The following is an 18,654-nucleotide window of genomic DNA, read 5'->3' on the forward strand; positions in this document are numbered from 1 at the left end:
ATGGGTCCTAGCGTTGTCTTAAGGCCCAGTTGCGGCGCGCCGGGCGCCAGTGGATTTTGATGATTTTTTTCAGCAGCAACGGCGTCCGCGCCCTCGTCCTTCTGGCCTTGGCCGCCGTGTGCACCATGCTCGACGTCCAGATCGCCTATGCGCAGTCGGCGCAGTGTTCGCGGCTGGAAAGCGCCCTGCAGCAGTTCGACCGCAATGGCGACTTCCGCCAGATGGGCGGCAATTCACAGGCGGCGCGGCAGGCGCAGCGCGATGTCCAGAGCATGGAAAGCCGCTATGTGCGGGATGGTTGCAATGACGCCGCCAAGGCCGGCGTGCAGCTGACCGACCAGTGCCGGCAGATCGGCCGGGAAGTGTTGCGGCTGCGCGAGGTCGCTGCCGGCATCTCCCAGCAGGTCGACACCGCCAACGCGGTGGCCGGCCAGCGCGAGGCGATCCTGCAGGAAATGGCCCGCTTTGGCTGCGGCGACGACAACGGCTCGAGCGCCGGCTTCACCAATGACCGGCAGAACCTGTTCGACCGCATTTTCGGCACGACCTCGGAAGGCGACTTTTCCAACGGCCAGATGATCGATGGCGGCGATTACTGGGGCTATCAGGGCTACCAGACGGTGCGTACGGTCTGCGTGCGCCTGAGCGACGGCTATTTCTGGCCCATCAGCTACGCGACGCTGACCGACTACGTGGCCAATGATGCGGCGACCTGCCAGCAGAGCTGCCCGACCACGCCGGTTGAGCTCTATTTCTATGACAATCCGGGCCAGGAGCCCGAGCAGATGCGCAACCAGTATGGCGCGCCCTATACGGCGCTGCCGACGGCCTTTGCCTATCGCACCACGCTCGACACCAGCCCGAGCGCCAGCTGCAAGGTGGCGCCGCAGTCGGACGGCTCGATCAGCATGGCCGAACGCGAAGATGGCAGCACACGGGCGATGATCGAGGTGGCCGGGGTGAGCTTTCCCATGCCGCTGCGCGATCCGCGTGGCGCCGTACCGGTGCCCGCCGCCGTGGCGGTCGCCGTGGCACCGCTGCAGACCGCGACGCTGCTCGACATCCCCCTGCCCCGTCCGCGCCCTGCCGGCCCGGGCGAAACGCTCGTGACACGGCCCGCCGATCAGACGGCGGTCGAAAGCCAGTTGCGGCTGGTGCAGTTCGGCGACAAGGTGGTCAGGGTAGTCGGGCCAGACACGCCATACGCCCAACCAGTGGAAGCAGGGACTTAAGCTCTGGACCATCGTGGCGCCCGGTCAGGGCCAGGCGCAGCGGCAGAAACAGTGCCTTGCCCTTGCGGCCGGTGGCGCCTTTGAGCGCGCCGGTCCACTCGCCCCAGGTCTCCACGGTCCAGGGTTCGGCCGGCAGCAGCGCCTTGGCGAGCTTGAGGAAATCGCGGTCCTCGTCAGCAATGACCGGCTCGACCGGGCCGGTCACGAGACGGGCCAGGTCGGTCATGTCCGTGAATTTGGTGAGATTGTCGCGCAGTGACAGCCAAATGGCTTCGCCTTCAAGGCCCAGGCTGGTCAGCCGCGGCAGCGCCTGGGCATAGCTCATGGCGTGCAGCAGGCGGGCATTGAGGTTGTCGAGCTCGACCGGATCAAAACGCGCCGGGCCATGTGAAATCATGGAAAAATCGAGCCGCTCGGCAATCTCATCGAGCGAGGCATAAGCCTCGATGGGCAGGCTGGTGCCGGTGATCGCCGCCATGATGGCAATGGCCAGGGGCTCGTAGCCCTCGTCGCGGAAATCGGCGATGGACTGGCTGCCCAGGCGCTTGGAAAAGCCCTGCCCTTGGGAGTCGGTCAGCAGGTTGTGATGGGCAAAGGTGGGAATCGTGCCACCCAAAGCCTCGATGATCTCGATCTGCGTGCCGGTATTGGAGACATGGTCCTCGCCGCGGATGACGTGGCTGATGGCCAGGTCGATATCGTCAACCACCGAGGGCAAAGTGTAGAGATAGGAGCCGTCCTCGCGCACCAGCACGGGATCGGACATCGACGCCGTATTGACGGTCTGGGGGCCCTTGATCAGGTCGTCGAACTGCACCGGCCTGCCGTCGAGTTTGAAACGCCAATGCGGCTTGCGGCCCTCGGCCTCAAGCTTGGCGCGATCCTCGTCCGTCAGCTTGAGCGCAGCGCGGTCGTAGAGGGGCGGCTTGCCAAGAGCGCGGGCACGGGCGCGGCGCCGATCGAGCTCGTCGGCGGTTTCGTAGCAGGGGTAGAGGCGGCCATCTGCGATCAGCTGGTCACGCGCGGCGTCATAGAGGTCGGTGCGCTCGGACTGGCGGACCAGCAGGTCGGGGGTGACGCCCAGCCAGGCCAGATCGACTTCGATGCCGTCGGCAAAGTCGCGGGTGGACCGCGCCAGATCGGTGTCATCCATGCGCAGGATGTATTTGCCGCCGCTGCGTTTGGCGAAAAACCAGTTGAGCAGAGCCGGACGGGCATTGCCCAGGTGAATGCGGCCGGTGGGGGACGGCGCCCAGCGTACAATGGTCATCCGATGGTGTGATCCTTGTAGCCATTGGTGATGGGATATTTGCGGCCCATGCCGAAGGCTTTCGGCGTGAGCTTGGGGCCAGGCGCGGACTGGCGGCGCTTGTATTCGGCGATATTGATCAGGCGTTCGATGCGCTGCACCAAAGCGGCGTCATGACCCTGGGCGACGATCTCGGCCAGCGACAGCTCGTCCTCGACGACACCCTTGAGAATGGCGTCGAGCACCGGATAAGGCGGCAGGCTGTCCTGGTCTTTCTGATCGGGGCGCAGTTCGGCCGATGGCGCCTTGTCGATAATGGCCTGGGGAATGACCTCGCCGGAGGGACCGTGGCAATCGCCGGGGACGTGGCTGTTGCGCCAGGCGGCCAGGCGATAGACCTCCATCTTGAACATGTCCTTGAGCGGGTTGTAGCCGCCATTCATGTCGCCATAGATGGTGGCGTAGCCCACGCCCATTTCGCTCTTGTTGCCGGTGGTCAGCAGCATGGAGCCCAGCTTGTTGGAGACCGCCATGAGCATGACGCCGCGCATGCGCGACTGGATGTTTTCCTCGGCCAGGTCGGCGGGACGATTGTCGAAGATCGGGGCCAGTTCGACCAGCGCATCGTCCACAGGATTGCCGATGGAGACCACGTCGTAACGGATGCCGAGCTTTTGCGCACAGGCCTTGGCGTCGACGAGGCTGGCCTCGGACGTATAGCGATAGGGCAGCATGATGGCGTGGACATTGTCGGCGCCCAGGGCATCCACCGCCATGGCGGCCACGACGGCGCTGTCGATACCGCCCGAAAGGCCGAGCACGACCTGCTTGAAGCCGTTCTTGCGGACATAGTCGCGCAGGCCCAGCACGCAGGCCAACCACGGCGCTTCATCGGTGGTGGTCAGCTCGGTCACTGCGCCATCGGCACAGGTCCAGCCATTGTCGCCGCGCACCCAGTCCGAGACGATGAAATCCTCGGCAAAGGACTTGCCCTGGAAGACCAGGCGATTGCCCGGCTCGATGGCAAAGGAGGCGCCGTCAAAGACGATCTCGTCCTGGCCGCCGACCTGGTTGAGATAGAGCATGGGCACGTCGTCCTCGGCGACGCGGGCGCGCACCAGTTCCTTGCGGATATGCTGCTTGTTGGTCCAATAGGGCGAGCCATTGGGGCAGAGCATGATCTCGGCGCCGCGCATGGCCAGGTGCTCGCAGACCGAGGGGTGCCAGATATCCTCGCAGATGGGGATGCCGATGGGCACGCCCTTGATGGTCACCGGGGTGGCCAGCGGGCCGGCGGTGAAATAGCGCTTTTCGTAGAACACGTCGGAATTGGGCAGTTCGCGCTTGAAGCGGGTGGCGATTATGGCGCCCTGCTCGGCCACGATGACCGCATTGTGCAGCCCGACCTTATCCCACCACACGGTGGGCAGGACCAGCACCACATCGGTGCCGGCGGTGTCGGCAGCCAGGTCGCGCGCGGCCTGCATGGCGTCGCGGATGAACTGCGGCTTGAACAGCAGATCGTCGGGGAAATAGCCGGTGAGGAACAGCTCGGTGAACATCAGGATGTCCGCCTTGGCGGCCACAGCATCGGCCAGGGCGGCGCGGGCGAGCGCCAGATTGCCCGTCAGGTCGCCGACCTTGGGATTGAGCTGGGCGAGCGCAATGCGGAGGCGGTCTGTCACGATGAATCTGCCCGTTGGCTGAGAGGGTTCGGGCGCCGCGACAACCTGGTGCCGGAACGCGAGCAAGACTTATCCGCTCGCCCCATGCAGGGCAAGCGCACAAGGCCGGCCGGCGCAGCGACTTGGGCTAGAAGCGACCGGTTGCCTCGAACAGCGCGCCATAGCGGAAGATGCGCGCGAAATTGCTAGGCAGGCTGAGCGTGGACACATTGGTCCCGCCGGTGCGGGAGGAAAATTGAGCCTCAAGCTGGCCTTCGACATACCAGGCGCGACCGCCGACCCGCAGGGTCAGGTTCTTGGTGGGATGAAAGCCGACCAGGCCCTCGGCCATGACGCCATAGCCGCGACCGCTCAGCGTGGTGGGTGCGCGTTCCTGATAGGTGTTGCCACCGAAGTCGAAGCCGGTTGGCGAGCTGCCGCCCAGCGTGCCCGAGACATGGGCATAGGGAATGGCAGCGACTTCGCCCTGCAGGTCGAACATGTCGAAATCGGCCTGGCCCTTGACGCCCAGGCGTAGCGCATGGATGTCCAGATTATCCCTGGCGGCGGTGAACGAGGTAGGATTGCCGCCGTCGAAGGTGGCGCCAACCTGGCCCGAGCCAATGTCCGGAGCGTCCTTCCAGTACTGGTAGCCGATGAAGCCGCCAAAGGCAGCGCCGTCGCGCATGTCGCCGGCGGGCAGCCAGCCGAAATCGCTGCCGGCATAGCCAATGGTGGAATTGCGACCGATCGCGCCTGAGGCGGACGGCGTGATGGCATAGGTGCCGGTGGTGGACAGACCAATGCCGGCCTTGCCGCTCAGATAGGTCTGGGTCGAGAGATCCTCGATCTTGCCGTGCAGCTCGCCGATATGGGTCTGGTCGCGGGTGGAGACGCCGACATTGCCCAGCGGTCCGGTAAAGCTGGCATCCTGCTCACCCCAGGACAGCCAGTAACGGGTGCCGAATTCGAAGCGCAGGTCACTGTCTGGGTTCTGCCAGCCATGCGGATAGGCGGGGCGAATGTCCGGATAATCGGCTGCCAGGACCGGCGCCGCACTCAGCAGGGCCAGGCCTGCAAGGGCGCCTTGGAGGGAGCGCATCATGATTTTCTCCAGTCTAACAGTGACTTGCTACAGACAAAAGCTATGCAGGTTCAGGGTTAACACGCCGCTAAAACCGAATTGGCAATTTGGTAAGGCAATGGGCAGAAACTGGATCACGATTGCGGAAATGCGTATCCAGGCCGCAACCGGTGGGGCGCTGACGAGTTGCCCCTAGCCAGAAGATAAAAGTGACCAAGAGTTTTATCCATGACGTGCAGAATATTGGTGGTTGAGGACGAGATCTTCGTAGCCACGGAAATCGAACATGTGATCGAGGAAATGGGCTTCATCCCGGTAGGGATTGCGGCCGAGCAGCGCTCTGCCCTGGCCCTGGCCAGCCAAGCCGATGTTGCCCTCGTCGATCTCAACCTGCGCGATGGCGCCACCGGCATCAATATCGGCCGTATCCTGGCGCAGACGCATGGCGTTACCGTGATGTTCATGACCGCCAATCCGGCCCAGCTGGGTGACGGGGTCCCCGGTACGATCGGCGTGCTGCCCAAGCCGGTCACCGACCAGGACCTGCGCGACGCTGTGAACTATATCGTTGCCCGCCGCCGGGCCGCCGATGCCGCCCCGCCGCGCCGGCTGCGCCTGTTCGGCCAGTCCGACACGTTCGACATGGTGCAGGGCTAGCCCTGCAGCTTTGCTGACCGGGTGAGCGCATCACCCGGCAGGTCGATCTCGACGCGCAACCCATCCTCATCCCAGAACCGTTCCAGCTGCCCCCGCAGCTGACCCTGCACGCTCAGCTCGATGACGCGCGTGCCGAAGCCGCCAGTCTTGCCGCCGGTCACTGCCGGACCGCCCGCTTCCTTCCAGGCCAGGTGATAGCGCCCGTCCGCATGGCGCGTGCCGGTCAGGACGACACTCCCCGTCCCTACCGACAAAGCCCCATATTTGGCGGCATTGGTGGCCAGCTCGTGAAACAGCAGAGCCAGCGGCGTCGCCGCGCCGTCGTCGATCACCGCATCATCGCCGACGAACTGCACGCGGGCAAATTCGGCTGACTGGTAGGGCTGCATCAGCCGCGCGATCAGGGCCCGCAAGGAGGTCTGGCTGGTGGTGGGCAGGGAGTCGTTGCTGTGCGGGCGGACGAAATCGTGCGCCTCGCCCAAGGCATGGATGCGCTGGCGCAGTTCATCGGCAAAGGGCTTGAGCTCGGGCCGGCTGCGGGCCGATAGCCCTACAATGCCGGTCAGCACGGCAAAGATGTTCTTGATGCGGTGGCTGAGTTCCTGGGACACCAGTTCGCGCTCGGCGGCGGCCAGCTTGGCAGCGTGGATATCGGTGCAGGTGCCGATCCAGCGGACAATGGCGCCGGCGGCATCGCGCATGGGCAAAGCCAGGCCGAGCGTCCAGCGATAGGTGCCCGAATGGTGGCGCAGACGATACTCGATCTCGTAGGGCTCGCCGGTTTGCAGCGAATGCCGCCAGACCGTATGAGCGCGCTCCTGGTCATCGGGGTGGAACATGCCGTTCCAGCCTTCGCCATCGGTTGAGCCGACCGGCACGCCGGTGAACTCGTACCAGCGGGCATTGTAATAGTCGTGATTGCCGTCCGGCAGGGTCGACCACACCATTTGCGGCATGGCATCGGCCAGGGTGCGGAAGCGCAGTTCGCTCTCGGCCAGCGCCTCGGTGATGCGGCGCTGGTCGGTGATGTCGACCAGCACGCCGGGGAAGCGCTGGATCGCGCCCTCGCTGTTGAAGCGCGGCCGGCCCGAGGCTGCCACCCAGCGGACAATGCCTTCGCGGCTCATGACGCGATATTCCGAGCGGAAGGTGGCGCGGTCACGAATGGATGCGGCAATTTCCTCACCGACGCGGACGGCGTCATCGGGATAGATGGCGGCGAGAAAGTCCTTGATCGGCACGCCCAGGCCGGCCTTGAGCGGATCAAGGTTGAACAGATCGGCAAAGCGGTCGTCGGCCGTTACCGTATCTGCCGGAACGTCCCAATCCCAGGTGCCCACCAGGCCCGAGCCGCTCAGGGCCAGTGACAGGCGCTCCTCGCTGCGGGCCAAAGCGCGCTTGGCCAGGATCTGGTCGGTCGTTTCAATGACCACGCAAATGCCGGCTATGGGCAGGCCGTCCTCATCCAGCACGGGGCTGTAATGCAGATCGAGCCAGCTGGTCTCGGGCTGGCCGTGGCGATCGAGCACCAGTTCCTGGTCCTTGAGGGTGACGGTCTCGCCGCGCATGCAGCGGTCGACCTTGTCGGCATTGAACTCGGCAGCCTCGGGCCAGGCCTGAACAGCGGGCATGCCAAAAATGGCCGGGTGGCGGTTGCCCGAAAACCGCGCATAGCCGTGATTGTAGACCAGGATGCCCTGCCAGCCGATGAGCATGGCCATGGGCGTGGAGGCCGCCATCATGACCCGGACGGCGCCCTTGAGGCTTTCGGGCCAAGTGTTGATCGGGCCAAGCGGATTGGCGGCCCAGTCATAGTCATTGAGCAGCTTGAGGGTCGGGTCTTGGTGCAGGCGCGCCCGGGTCTCGGGGGTCGAAGCGGGAAACAGGGATCTGGGCATGCACGCTCTCTCGGCCTCAACGACAGCAGGTCACCTGGAAACCCGGGCCCGCACGTTCCTGCTCAAACGCCGCGCGGGCCGATCCGTTCAGCGGCGCCGGGGCTTTATTTGCTGGCGACAGCGCTCTGCGGCAGCGGCTTCTGGGCATGGACTTCCTCGGCGACGAGGAAGGCCAGCTCCAGCGCCTGGCTGGCATTGAGACGCGGGTCACAATAGGTGTGGTAACGATCCGACAGGGAGGCCTCGGTGACCGCTGAAACGCCGCCGACGCATTCGGTGACGTCGTCGCCGGTCATTTCGATATGCACGCCGCCGGCATAGGTGCCCATGTCGCGGTGCACCTCAAAGAAGCTCTTCACTTCCGACAGGACCTTGTCGAAAGGCCGCGTCTTGTAGCCGGTGGAGGCCTTGATGGTATTGCCGTGCATGGGATCGGAGCACCAGACCACGGTGCGCCCTGCCTTCTTCACCGTCTCGATATGCCGCGGCAGGTGGTCATTGACCTTGTCGGCGCCATAGCGGGAAATCAGGGTGATGCGGCCCGCCTCGTCGGTGGGGTTGAGCCGGTCGAGCAGGCGCAGCAGATCGTCGCTCGACAGCGAAGGACCGCACTTGATGCCGATGGGGTTCTTGATGCCGGCGAAATATTCGACATGGGCAGCGTCGGGCTGGCGGGTGCGATCGCCGATCCACAGCATGTGGCCTGAGGTGGCGTACCAGTCATTGGAGATGGAATCGCGCCGCGTCAGCGCCTGTTCATAGCCGAGCAGGAGCGCCTCGTGGCTGGTGTAGAAGCTGGTCTGCTTGAGGGCGGGGGTATTTTCCGGGGTCAGGCCCAGCGCACCCATGAAGGTGATGGCGTCGTCGATCTTGCGCGCCACTTCCTCATAGCGCGGATACCAGTTGGAGCCCTTCATGAAGCCCACGGTCCATTCGTGGATGCGGGTCAGCTCGGCATAGCCGCCCATGGAAAAGGCGCGCAGCAGGTTGAGCGTGGCGGCGGACTGGCGATAGGCCTGCAGCATGCGGTCGGGATCGGGAACGCGCGAGGCCGCGTTGAAGTCGATGGCGTTGATGATGTCGCCGCGATAGCTCGGCAGTTCGACGCCATCGATGATTTCGGTGTCGGAAGAGCGCGGCTTGGCGAACTGGCCGGCGACGCGACCGACCTTGACCACGGGCTTGGAGGCGCCATGGGTCAGCACCACCGCCATCTGCAGGAAGACGCGGAAGAAGTCACGGATATGGTCGGCGCCGTGCTCGGCAAAGCTCTCTGCGCAGTCGCCGCCCTGCAGCAGGAAGGCCTCGCCGCGCGACACGGCCGCGAGACGGGCCTTGAGATCGCGCGCCTCGCCGGCAAAGACCAGCGGCGGGAAGGTGGCGAGCTGCCGCTCGGCCTCGACCACGGCCGCCTGATCGGGATAGGCCGGCACCTGGGAAATCGGCTTTGCGCGCCAGCTATCGGGGGTCCAGGTGGTCATATCGGGTCTCGCTGACGCAGTTGGGAGTGCTGCGGGCGGAATACCAAGGCTGGCAGCGGGCGACAAGGATAATCGGGGCGGGACGCCGCTTCCTCTCCCGTTCACGGGAGAGGGGGACCACGCGCAGCGCGGTGGAGAGGGGAGCAAGGCGTTCGGGAAGGTGGTTAGGCGGATCGGCACCATGGTGCAAGCGGCTCCCCCCTCCACCGCCTATTGGCGGTCCCCCTCCCCCGCAGGCGGGGGAGGACTGCTGACTGCGGGGGCGGTGGCGGGCCCGGGGCTAGCCGCCGATCTTCTTGCCGTTGCGATAGGTGTAGCTTGGCGCCTTGAAGGTCACCAGTTCTTCGGCGGCCGAGGGGTGCAGGGCGATGGTACGGTCGAAATCGGCCTTGGTGGCGCCCATGCCGGTGGCGATGGCTACCAGCTGGATCATTTCGGCGGCGCCGGGCCCGAGGATATGCACGCCCAGGACCTTGCCACCGTCCTTGCGGGTGATGAGCTTGAGCACCATGCGGCCGGTGCGGCTGGAGAGCGTGTTCATCATCGGGCGGAAGCGGGAGACATAGACGTCGATGTCCTCCAGCATGGCCGCTTCGGGCTCGGTGAGGCCGACGACGCCGATTTCCGGCTCGGCAAAGACGGCAGTAGGGATCTCGGAATGGTCGACCGCCATGGGATTGTTGTTGAACACCGTCTCGGCGAAATACCAGCCCTCGCGAATGGCGACCGGGGTCAAAGCGGCGCGGCCGGTGACATCACCCACGGCATAGATCGAGGGCACCGAGGTCTGCGAAAAGGCGTCGACCGCCACCGTGCCATTGGCCTGCAGCCGGACGCCCGCCGCCTCGAGGCCCAGGCCGTCGACATTGGCCGAGCGGCCGGTGGCAAACATCACGGCACCATAGGGCGCGGTGACGCCGTCGCTGAAGGTGGCGTCGATATCGCTGCCGGAACGCGCCAGGGCAGCAATGGTCTTTTGATAGATGAGCTTGATGCCGCGCTCGATGAGGCCGGCTTCGAGACCCTTGCGCATGTCGTAGTCAAAACCGCGCAGCAGGGCGTCGCCGCGATAGACGATGGTGGTGTGCACGCCCAGGCCGGCAAAGATGGTGGCAAATTCCACCGCTATATAGCCGCCGCCCTCAATGAGGATGGAATGCGGCAGCGCCGGCAGATCGAAGGCCTCGTTGGAGGTAATGCCCAGCTCGGCGCCGGGGATGGCGGGAACGAACGGACGACCGCCGGTGGCGACGAGGATGTATTTCGCGCTCAGTTCGCGATCCTGGCCGAGCAGGCGGACAGTGTTGGGGCCGGCGACCACCGCACGGTCACGGATGATCTCGACGCCGGGCTTTTCCAGATTGGCCACATAGGCGGCCTCGAGCCGGGTGATCTCCTTTTCCTTGTTGGCCACCAGAGTGGGCCAATCAAAGCTTGCATCGACCTGCCAGCCGAAACTGGCGGCGACGTCAAACAGATCATTGAAGCGGCTGGCATAGACATAGAGCTTCTTGGGGACGCAACCGCGGATGACGCAGGTACCGCCGACTCGGAATTCCTCGACGATGGCAACTTTGGCGCCATAGGTCGCGGCCATGCGCGCCGCCCGCACGCCGCCCGAGCCCGCGCCGATGACGACCAGATCGTAAGAATTGCTCATGGGAGGCTCCAGGGGCCGAGGTTACATCGGCAACCACCGATGAATATAGGTCGCGCATCGCACAAAAAAAGACCCCGCACAAGGCGGGGTCACTGATGCCGGCAGGGGGCAGAAGCCTAGAGCTCGATGCCCTTGGCGCGCAGATTGGCCCGCACCTTGGCGAAAAATTCGGGGCGCACATTGTTGGTGAAAACCTGCATGACGGTCTGCAGTTCGGAATTCACCTCGGTATTGGCCTGAGCCAGCTTCTGGCCAGTGGGGGAGCTGTAGAAGGTGACGATCTCCTGCAGTTCCTCGATGGTGAAGCGGGCCGCATAGACGCGGGCAAACTGGTCGAGCAGCTCACTCTTGCGGCTGCGGAATTCCTCGAGCACTTCGCCGACCGTGGTGTTGGCCTGTTCGCTCAGTTCGGGGTTTTGCTGGACGATCTGGCGCATGGTGCCGATGCCGATCTCGACCATGGTGATCTCGAAGATCGAGGCCCGGTCGGTGAGATCGATATACTGGCGGGCCAGAGCCAGCTGCTCGGGCGGCAGTTCCTGGGCGGTGGCGGAACCAGACAGCGTCATCAGGGCGACGCTTGCCGTTACTGCCACCAGCGCCTTGAGGCGCATCATTACACCGGTCATTGTCGAACCACCCATCTTGTCGATACCCTTATCAATTGCCGCTCGTGAGCGTTCTTACGCCATCGGGAGCCGCCACATAAGCCGTCTTGCACATTTTCAGGAACAGCCCGTGCTGCACAACGCCGGCGATGTCGAGCAAGTCGGTCGATAGCGCTTCTGGCTGCGAAATGCGGCCAAAAAATGCATCCAGAATGAGATGGCCGCCATCGGTGACGAAGCTGTCGCCCGCTGCGGTCTGGCGCAGGCGCAGCTCACCGGCGCAGCCATGGGCAGTACACACTGCCGCGACGGCGCGGCGCGTGGCGCCCAGGCCAAAGCGGTTGACCTCGATGGGCAGCGGGAAACGCCCCAGCGTCTCGACCAGCTTGGTATGGTCAGCAATGACGATCATGGCGTCGGAGGCTGCGGCGACGATCTTTTCGCGCAGCAGCGCGCCACCGCCGCCCTTGATCAGGTTGAGGTGGGTATCGATCTCGTCGGCGCCATCAATGGTGATGTCGAGCCGGTCGAGCGTGTCGAGATCGGAGAGCGGAATATTGAGCGCCGCGGCCTGTCGGGCGGTCGCCTCGGATGTGGGCACACAGAGGCAGTCAAAACCGGCCGCGACCTGCTCGCCGAGCAGCTCGACGAAGTGCCGCGCCGTGGAGCCGGTGCCCAGGCCCAGGCGCATGCCGGGACGAACCTGGGTCAGGGCCATGGCGGCCGCCTGCCGCTTGAGTTGCTCGATGTCCATCACGCCTCTCCTGCCGAAGTGGTGCCATTGCAGGGCATAAAGCGGGAGTCAATGGGCACCGCACCGCACGATCACGACTTGGTGAACGAAAACTGTAACCACCTGGCAACACAATTTTGCCATGCTTGGGCAAGTGCGGCGAAATTGCGGGGCAAACCTCTTTTCGCTGAAGTTCAAAGCGCGTAAGCAACGTCAATTGTTGACGCGCGAATCGACCGTTCGTCATTACTTGCAGAGGCCAAGTCTAGAAGATGATCAAGTTCAAGTCTGCGATAGTGATGGTGCTGTCGCTCGTTCTGTCGGCCGCCAGCGTGGCACCCAGCATGGCTGCGATTGCCTATGATCCGGACACAGCCACCTGGGTGGAAGCGTCCACACTGCAAAAGCCCGCCCGCAGCGGCAGCGTGATCCGCAAGGAGATCGTCGACTACACCTCCAGCTACAAGCCCGGCACGATTGTCATCGAGACCGACGAGCGCCGCCTCTATCTGGTGATGGAAGACGGCAAGGCGATGAAGTATGGCGTCGGCGTCGGCCGCGACGGCTTCACCTGGTCGGGCACGCACCGCATCACCCGCAAGGCCGAGTGGCCAGGCTGGACCCCACCACCGCAGATGCGCAAGCGGGTCCCCGACCTGCCCGCCTACATGCCCGGTGGCCCGGACAATCCGCTGGGCGCACGCGCCCTCTATATCGGCTCGACCCTCTACCGCGTACATGGCACGTCCGAGCCCCGCTCGATCGGCCTGGCCGTCTCGTCGGGCTGCATCCGCCTCACCAATGAAGACGTGGCCGACCTCTATGAGCGCGTCAGTGTCGGCGCCCAGATCGTGGTCAATCACTGATCGGGACTGCCAGCAGGCCATCAAATGCCAAAGGGTCGCCGCGAGGCGGCCCTTTTTGTTGCGGCGTGGCTTTGAAAATCATGCCCGGGCGACTAGTCTGGTGCCATGACCAGTTCTTTGCCCCCTGCCCGTCCCCTCATCGACCGCTATGGTCGGCACATTTCCTATCTGCGCATTTCGGTGACGGACCGCTGCGATTTCCGCTGCGTCTATTGCATGGCCGAGGACATGACCTTCCTGCCCAAGCGGGAAGTGCTCAGCTTTGAGGAAATCGAGAGCATTGCCGGCGCCTTCATCGATCGCGGCGCGACCCGCATCCGGCTGACCGGCGGCGAACCGCTGGTGCGGCGCGATATCATGGACCTGGTGCGCACGCTGGGCAGCCGGATCGGCCAGGGGCTGGACGAGCTGACCCTGACCACCAATGGCAGCCAGCTGGCCAAGCATGCGGCGGGGCTGGCCGAAGCCGGTGTCAAGCGGATCAATGTGTCGCTCGACACGCTGGACGAGGCCCGTTTTGCCGCCATTACCCGGCGCGGGCGGCTGGGCGATGTGCTGGCCGGGATCGCGGCGGCGCAGGCAGAGGGCCTGGCCATCAAGATCAATATGGTGGCGATGGCGGGGGTCAATGACGACGAAATCGAACCGATGATGGCCTGGGCACATGGCCGCGACATGGGCCTGACGCTGATCGAGGGCATGCCGCTGGGCGAGGTCGGCATCGACCGGGTCGACAGCTACCTGCCGCTGCGGCAGCTGCATGACCAGCTGGCGCGCCGCTACACGCTGGAAAAGCTCGACAAGAAGACCGGCGGGCCGGCGCGCTATGTGCATGTGGCCGAAACCGGGGGCGTCCTGGGCTTCATCACGCCGATGAGCCACAATTTCTGCGAGAGCTGCAACCGCGTGCGCCTGACGGCGACGGGCCAGCTGTTCATGTGCCTGGGGCAGGACGATCAGGTCAATCTGCGCGATGCCTTGCGCGATGGTGGGGGCCCTGCCCTCGATGCGGCGCTGGACCAGGCCATGCTGCTCAAGCCCAAGGGGCACGACTTCGTGCTCGACCGCAGCATGACTACCCCAGCCGTTACCCGACACATGAGTGTTACGGGCGGCTAATAGCTACCGATATAGACCACTCATTCACGACGACTGGAGACAAGCATGGGCGATCGCACGACACTCACCGCCAGCGACGGATTTACGCTGAACGCCTATCGCGCCGTCCCCGAGGGAACGCCGCGCGGCGGCGTGGTGGTGATCCAGGAGGTCTGGGGTCTGAACCACTGGGTGCGCAGCGTGGTCGATCGCTTTGCCGAGCATGGCTTTCTGGCGGTGGCGCCGGCGATGTTCGACCGCATCGAGTTTGGCTATGAGAGCGACAATTACGGCCCCGAGCAGTTTGTCGTCATCGGCGAGTTGATGAAGAAGTTCGATCCGGCCGCTGCCCTGCTGGACGTCGAAGCGGCCGTCAAGGCGGCGTCGGAAGCCGGCAAGGTCGGCATTACCGGCTATTGCTTTGGCGGCACCACGAGCTGGCGGGCGGCCCATGCCGGGCTGGGGCTGAGCGCGGCCTCGGGCTATTATGGCGGCGGGATCCCCAACTATATCGAGCTCGACCCCACGATCCCGCTGGAAATGCATTACGGCGACCAGGATAGCGGTATTCCGCTCGAGCAGATCGAGGCGCTCAAGGCGCGGCATCCGGATGTCCCGATCCACGTCTATGCGGCCGGGCACGGCTTCTGCAACAGCGACCGGCCAGCCAATTTCAACATCGAGGCCTGCACCAAGGCCTCGGCGCGGACGCTGGACTTCTTCCGCAAGCACCTTGGCTGATCTTGACTGACCTGGGCCATCATCGGGCCTACCTGGCCGATGCAGTGGCGGCGGCGCAAGGTGCGCCGCTGTCACGCCGCAAGGCGCTGCTGGCGGCCCTGCTGATCGACGCCCAGGTCGATCGGCTCTTTGCGGCCGGTGGGCTGGGCGATGATATTTTGGAGTTTCGGGCCGCGCTGGCAGCAGCGTCGCCCGCGCTCAAGCTGGTGTTGGACCTCTGTGCCCAGCGAGCGTACGGGCCGCAGCTGGTGCTCGAAGCGCTGACGGTGCCGGTCGCGGACTATGGCCGGCTCAGCGTCGAGGATTTCATGGTCAGTCTCTACAACGACCACAGCGTGCAGCGGCTGCTGCTGCTGGACGGCGACGGCGTGCGGCACGACGTGATGGCAACGTTGGGTGACGCCTTGGCGGCGCTGGACGAGCTAGCCTAACGAGTATCGGCGCGTTCGATCAGTTCGACGATGATGCCGTCCGGATCGCTTACGAAGGCGACGCGTTTGATCATTTCGGTATTGTGGGCATTGCGGGGCCGCTCGACGATCGGCACGCCAGCGGCCTCGAGCTGGGCGAAGATGGCGTCAACATCGGCGAAGGCCAGCGTGAGGTGGCGCATGCCGGCCTCGCCTGGCGGCACGTCACGGGCCGTGGCCGCGCCTTCGGCGGGACCGAAGACTTCCAGCATGCCGCCACCGGCATCGAGAAAGGCCAGGCCGGGCTTGCGCAGGGCCAGGCGCAGGCCGAGCAGGTCACAATAGAAGGCGATGGTGCGATCGAGATCGCCCGAGGTCATGCCGATATGTTCAAAGCCGACCAGGCCGCTCACTTGTCGTCGTCCACCACAAGGGCAAAGTCGAGCGGCAGCGCCGTGGTGTATTTGATCTGGCCCATGGCAAAGGCCGAGCTGACGTCGGTCAGGTTGATCTTGCCAATCAGCCGCTTGTAGAAATTGTCATAGGCGCCGATGTCGGGGACGACGACGCGCATCAGATAGTCGACATCGCCGCTCATGCGATAGAATTCGACGACTTCGGGAAATTCCTCGATGACGCCGGCAAATTTGCGCATCCAGATGTCATTGTGCTCATTGGTCTTGACCGAGACAAAGACGGTGACGCCGACATTGACCTTGACTGGATCGAGCACGGCGACGCGGCGCTGAATGACGCCGTCTTCTTCCATCTTCTGGATCCGGCGCCAGCATGGCGTGGTCGACAGGCCGACCTTGCGGCCGATCTCGGCGACCGGCATGGTCGCGTCCTTTTGCAGCAGGGTGAGGATTTTTCTGTCGATCTTGTCCAAAGCCATATCGCCCCCAGCGAAATCAGTTTTCCAAGAATGGTTGATTTTGCTCAAAATATCGTCGAATAGGTGCCACGTTTGCCCTGTATTAGCAATAATCTTGCGTAGTTCAAGTTGAACGCCGTTTTTAACCCAGTTTTAGCCTAGAGTCCGAACCAACCCAGCAGGCCGCTGCCGCGCGGGTGGTCGATGCGCCAGTCGGCGGGCATGTCGAAGCCGCCGGCCCAGATGCCGCGGCCGGCGCTGGGGGCAGCGTTCTGCTCGTTCCAGTAGTCGCCGGCGGAAACGGCCAGTCCCTCAGCTACCATGGTCGCGCCCAGATCAATGTCATCGACCGTGCAGCGGGCCAGCAGGCGATCATAGCGGTCACGTTCTTCGGGCCGGCAATCGATGGACCCGCTGGCCAGCAGGCGCGCCAAGCGGTCGCGCGCCACGCGACCACAGGGCCAGCGGGCCCCATCGGCGCCGGCGCAATCCTGGGCCAGTTCGGGGGCATCAAGGCCCAGCAGGCGCACCCGATCATCGCCCAGATGGAAGCTGTCGCCATCGCTGACGCGCCCCGAACCGGCGACGGGCGGGAGCGGCGTATCGAGCCAGTTGGCGAGCAGGGCCACGCCAGCCAGCACGACAATGGCCAGGATTGTGCCACGCCGGCCAAAAAAGACGGTGGATCGATACATCTGTCCCCATGCGGTTTCACCAGACGTTAACTACGCGCTGCCTAGAGTTTCGCCAAGAGTAGTGCGGGCATTGTCAGTAGCCCGTTTTAGTAACGCGTAACGAGTGACGAGTACCCATGTCGCCCCAGTCGGCTGTCATCGATGATGTCCGTTCGCAAATGGGCCGAGACAGCAAGCGTGCGGCGCAGCGCACCGTGCTTGATGCCCGCCAGCGCCTGACCTCGAGCTCGGGCACGCGCTCCTCCTTCGATTTCGAACTGATGCATGACTATGCCGAGTCGCGGCGTGGCGCGGCGCTGCCCATGGCGGCGCTCGTGGGCATCCTGGCCTTTGTCGCCAGCTTCTGGGTGCCGACACTGTTCACCGCGCTGTGGGCCGGGCTGGTGCTGCTGAGCATGCTGATCGTGGTGCTGATGGCGCAGCGCTTCAAGACGGCCGATGCGGCCAAGTTCAATGCCGCCGAATGGACCACCACTTTTGTCGCCGGGGAGACCCTGCTGGGCCTGGCCTGGTCGCTGCTGGCGCTGTTCACCCTGGTGGCCGACCCCAATACGCTGACCCCGGTCATGTTCGCCATGGTGCTGGTCGCCATTGCCGCCAATGCCATCGCCACCCGCACCCTGCCCCCGGCCACGCTGATGAGCACGCTGCCGGTGACCATCACGGTGTCGGCCAACCTGATCATGCTGGGCGGGACGCTGAACTATACCCTGGCCGCCGTGGCTTTGTGTGGCGAGGTGTTCTTCGTCTATCTGGCGCGCCAGCTGCACGCTTCGGAACTGCACACCATTACCCACCAGGCGGAAAAGGACGCGCTGATCAGCGAGCTGGAAGAAGCGCGCCAGATGTCGGACGAGGCGCGCCGCCACGCCGAACAGGCCAATATCGCCAAGTCGCAGTTCCTCGCCACCATGAGCCACGAGCTGCGCACCCCGCTCAATGCCATTATCGGCTTTTCCGAAGTGCTGCATTCCGAACTGCTGGGACCGCACCAGGTGCCGCAATACAAGGAATATGCCGGGGACATCCATGGCAGCGGCCAGCACCTGCTCAACCTGATCAACGAACTGCTCGACCTCAGCCGCATCGAGGCGGGCAAGTACGAGCTCAATGAAGAGGTGGTGTCGCTGGTCGATATTGCCGCCGATTGCCGACGGATGATGGAGCTGCGCGCCAAGTCCAAGGGCATCGAGCTGGTGTTCAGTGTTGGCGACAACATGCCCAGGCTGTGGGGCGATGAGCGCGCCATCCGCCAGGTGGTGCTCAACCTGCTCAGCAATGCCATCAAGTTCACGCCCCAGCATGGCAAGGTGATCCTGCAGGTGGCCCGGAGCGGGGATGGCGGCCAGCTGGTTTCGGTCAAGGACAATGGCCCGGGCATTCCCGAGGACGAGATCGAGACCGTGCTGAGTTCGTTCGGCCAGGGCTCGCTGGCCCAGAAGACCGCCGAACAGGGTGCCGGCCTGGGCCTACCGATCGTGCAGAAGATCATGGAACTGCACCAGGGCCGGTTCGACCTGTTCAGCAAGCTACGCTTCGGCACCGAAGTGATCGCCACCTTCCCGCGCGCCCGGGTGATGGACGCGCTGGCGCCGGTGGTGGAGAAGCGCAACCGGCTCGAGATCTATTCGGCGGCCAGCTGACACAAAGCGTTGAGTTATAAATACTTCTGCGGATGATATTAGCCGCCCATCAACCTTCTGC

At 64.4% G+C, this 18,654-nt stretch carries 18 protein-coding genes; 7 read left to right on the forward strand and 11 right to left on the reverse strand.

Features of this window, described 5'->3' with window-relative positions; all coding sequences use genetic code 11:
* The first annotated feature begins 59 nt into the window (after nt 1-59).
* Nucleotides 60-1,232 carry a DUF2865 domain-containing protein gene (locus GDR53_RS02005; RefSeq protein WP_193336450.1) on the forward strand — a complete coding sequence of 391 codons (1,173 nt, stop codon included), beginning with the start codon at nt 60-62 and terminating at the stop codon, nt 1,230-1,232.
* On the opposite strand, the gene gltX is transcribed toward GDR53_RS02005, so the two are convergent.
* From gltX to GDR53_RS02020, 3 genes are all read right to left on the reverse strand, one after another.
* The gene (gene gltX / locus GDR53_RS02010) at nt 1,177-2,502 is read right to left on the reverse strand and encodes a glutamate--tRNA ligase (RefSeq protein WP_193336451.1); all 1,326 of its coding nucleotides are present in this window, start codon (nt 2,500-2,502) and stop codon (nt 1,177-1,179) included. The genes GDR53_RS02005 and gltX overlap by 56 nt on opposite strands.
* Complete coding sequence (locus tag GDR53_RS02015) at nt 2,499-4,166, reverse strand: NAD+ synthase (RefSeq protein WP_193336452.1); 1,668 nt, start codon at nt 4,164-4,166, stop codon at nt 2,499-2,501. The genes gltX and GDR53_RS02015 overlap by 4 nt, the downstream gene beginning before the upstream one ends.
* A 127-nt stretch (nt 4,167-4,293) precedes the next feature.
* Nucleotides 4,294-5,250, reverse strand: a complete 957-nt coding sequence (locus GDR53_RS02020) for a hypothetical protein (protein ID WP_193336453.1) — start codon at nt 5,248-5,250, stop codon at nt 4,294-4,296.
* A gap of 207 nt (nt 5,251-5,457) precedes the next feature.
* Between GDR53_RS02020 and GDR53_RS02025 the strand changes: the two genes are divergently transcribed.
* A complete protein-coding gene (locus GDR53_RS02025; protein WP_193336454.1) occupies nt 5,458-5,886 on the forward strand; it encodes a response regulator in 429 nt (142 codons plus the stop codon).
* On the opposite strand, the gene GDR53_RS02030 is transcribed toward GDR53_RS02025, so the two are convergent.
* The 5 genes from GDR53_RS02030 to rpiA form a co-directional block, all read right to left on the reverse strand.
* A complete protein-coding gene (locus tag GDR53_RS02030; RefSeq protein ID WP_193336455.1) occupies nt 5,883-7,784 on the reverse strand; it encodes a PAS domain-containing sensor histidine kinase in 1,902 nt (633 codons plus the stop codon). The genes GDR53_RS02025 and GDR53_RS02030 overlap by 4 nt on opposite strands.
* A 104-nt stretch (nt 7,785-7,888) precedes the next feature.
* Entirely contained in the window at nt 7,889-9,265 is a 1,377-nt protein-coding gene (locus GDR53_RS02035; protein ID WP_193336456.1) for a class II 3-deoxy-7-phosphoheptulonate synthase, read from the reverse strand.
* 280 nt (nt 9,266-9,545) lie between these two features.
* Complete coding sequence (gene gorA / locus GDR53_RS02040) at nt 9,546-10,925, reverse strand: glutathione-disulfide reductase (RefSeq protein ID WP_193336457.1); 1,380 nt, start codon at nt 10,923-10,925, stop codon at nt 9,546-9,548.
* Between the two features lie 116 nt (nt 10,926-11,041).
* Complete coding sequence (locus GDR53_RS02045) at nt 11,042-11,554, reverse strand: DUF2059 domain-containing protein (protein WP_193336458.1); 513 nt, start codon at nt 11,552-11,554, stop codon at nt 11,042-11,044.
* 31 nt (nt 11,555-11,585) lie between these two features.
* Entirely contained in the window at nt 11,586-12,287 is a 702-nt protein-coding gene (gene rpiA, locus GDR53_RS02050; protein ID WP_193336459.1) for a ribose-5-phosphate isomerase RpiA, read from the reverse strand.
* Between the two features lie 278 nt (nt 12,288-12,565).
* Between rpiA and GDR53_RS02055 the strand changes: the two genes are divergently transcribed.
* The 4 genes from GDR53_RS02055 to GDR53_RS02070 all read left to right on the forward strand — a co-directional run bounded on the left by GDR53_RS02055 (nt 12,566) and on the right by GDR53_RS02070 (nt 15,402).
* Nucleotides 12,566-13,132, forward strand: a complete 567-nt coding sequence (locus tag GDR53_RS02055) for a L,D-transpeptidase (protein WP_210321418.1) — start codon at nt 12,566-12,568, stop codon at nt 13,130-13,132.
* A 105-nt stretch (nt 13,133-13,237) separates the two neighbouring features.
* Nucleotides 13,238-14,251, forward strand: a complete 1,014-nt coding sequence (moaA, locus tag GDR53_RS02060) for a GTP 3',8-cyclase MoaA (protein ID WP_193336461.1) — start codon at nt 13,238-13,240, stop codon at nt 14,249-14,251.
* Nucleotides 14,252-14,296: 45 nt separating this feature from the next.
* Nucleotides 14,297-14,971, forward strand: coding sequence for a dienelactone hydrolase family protein (locus GDR53_RS02065; protein WP_193336462.1), 675 nt, complete (start codon nt 14,297-14,299; stop codon nt 14,969-14,971).
* A gap of 2 nt (nt 14,972-14,973) precedes the next feature.
* Nucleotides 14,974-15,402 carry a hypothetical protein gene (locus GDR53_RS02070; RefSeq protein WP_193336463.1) on the forward strand — a complete coding sequence of 143 codons (429 nt, stop codon included), beginning with the start codon at nt 14,974-14,976 and terminating at the stop codon, nt 15,400-15,402.
* Here GDR53_RS02070 and GDR53_RS02075 read toward each other — a convergent pair.
* From GDR53_RS02075 to GDR53_RS02085, 3 genes are all read right to left on the reverse strand, one after another.
* On the reverse strand, nt 15,399-15,761 hold the full coding sequence (locus GDR53_RS02075; RefSeq protein ID WP_193337923.1) for a VOC family protein: 363 nt from the start codon (nt 15,759-15,761) through the stop codon (nt 15,399-15,401). The genes GDR53_RS02070 and GDR53_RS02075 overlap by 4 nt on opposite strands.
* A 29-nt stretch (nt 15,762-15,790) precedes the next feature.
* A complete protein-coding gene (locus GDR53_RS02080) occupies nt 15,791-16,270 on the reverse strand; it encodes an Lrp/AsnC family transcriptional regulator (RefSeq protein WP_193337924.1) in 480 nt (159 codons plus the stop codon).
* A gap of 143 nt (nt 16,271-16,413) precedes the next feature.
* Nucleotides 16,414-16,950: a thermonuclease family protein gene (locus GDR53_RS02085; RefSeq protein ID WP_193336464.1), complete on the reverse strand. Its 537-nt coding sequence runs from the start codon at nt 16,948-16,950 to the stop codon at nt 16,414-16,416.
* A 116-nt stretch (nt 16,951-17,066) separates the two neighbouring features.
* On the opposite strand from GDR53_RS02085, the gene GDR53_RS02090 reads away from it, so the two are divergent.
* A complete protein-coding gene (locus GDR53_RS02090) occupies nt 17,067-18,593 on the forward strand; it encodes an MFS domain-containing histidine kinase (RefSeq protein WP_232846703.1) in 1,527 nt (508 codons plus the stop codon).
* The last annotated feature ends 61 nt before the right edge of the window (nt 18,594-18,654 follow it).

Origin of the sequence: Devosia beringensis, assembly GCF_014926585.1 — a bacterium.
GTDB lineage: Bacteria > Pseudomonadota > Alphaproteobacteria > Rhizobiales > Devosiaceae > Devosia > Devosia beringensis.

Coding starts and splice junctions, on each gene's coding strand:
- GDR53_RS02005 (WP_193336450.1), top strand. CDS start 60: ATGATTTTTTTCAGCAGCAACGGCGTCCGCGCCCTCGTCCTTCTGGCC.
- gltX (WP_193336451.1), bottom strand. CDS start 2,502: ATGACCATTGTACGCTGGGCGCCGTCCCCCACCGGCCGCATTCACCTG.
- GDR53_RS02020 (WP_193336453.1), bottom strand. CDS start 5,250: ATGATGCGCTCCCTCCAAGGCGCCCTTGCAGGCCTGGCCCTGCTGAGT.
- GDR53_RS02025 (WP_193336454.1), top strand. CDS start 5,458: ATGACGTGCAGAATATTGGTGGTTGAGGACGAGATCTTCGTAGCCACG.
- GDR53_RS02030 (WP_193336455.1), bottom strand. CDS start 7,784: ATGCCCAGATCCCTGTTTCCCGCTTCGACCCCCGAGACCCGGGCGCGC.
- GDR53_RS02035 (WP_193336456.1), bottom strand. CDS start 9,265: ATGACCACCTGGACCCCCGATAGCTGGCGCGCAAAGCCGATTTCCCAG.
- gorA (WP_193336457.1), bottom strand. CDS start 10,925: ATGAGCAATTCTTACGATCTGGTCGTCATCGGCGCGGGCTCGGGCGGC.
- GDR53_RS02045 (WP_193336458.1), bottom strand. CDS start 11,554: ATGACCGGTGTAATGATGCGCCTCAAGGCGCTGGTGGCAGTAACGGCA.
- rpiA (WP_193336459.1), bottom strand. CDS start 12,287: ATGGACATCGAGCAACTCAAGCGGCAGGCGGCCGCCATGGCCCTGACC.
- GDR53_RS02055 (WP_210321418.1), top strand. CDS start 12,566: ATGGTGCTGTCGCTCGTTCTGTCGGCCGCCAGCGTGGCACCCAGCATG.
- moaA (WP_193336461.1), top strand. CDS start 13,238: ATGACCAGTTCTTTGCCCCCTGCCCGTCCCCTCATCGACCGCTATGGT.
- GDR53_RS02065 (WP_193336462.1), top strand. CDS start 14,297: ATGGGCGATCGCACGACACTCACCGCCAGCGACGGATTTACGCTGAAC.
- GDR53_RS02075 (WP_193337923.1), bottom strand. CDS start 15,761: ATGACCTCGGGCGATCTCGATCGCACCATCGCCTTCTATTGTGACCTG.
- GDR53_RS02085 (WP_193336464.1), bottom strand. CDS start 16,950: ATGTATCGATCCACCGTCTTTTTTGGCCGGCGTGGCACAATCCTGGCC.
- GDR53_RS02090 (WP_232846703.1), top strand. CDS start 17,067: ATGTCGCCCCAGTCGGCTGTCATCGATGATGTCCGTTCGCAAATGGGC.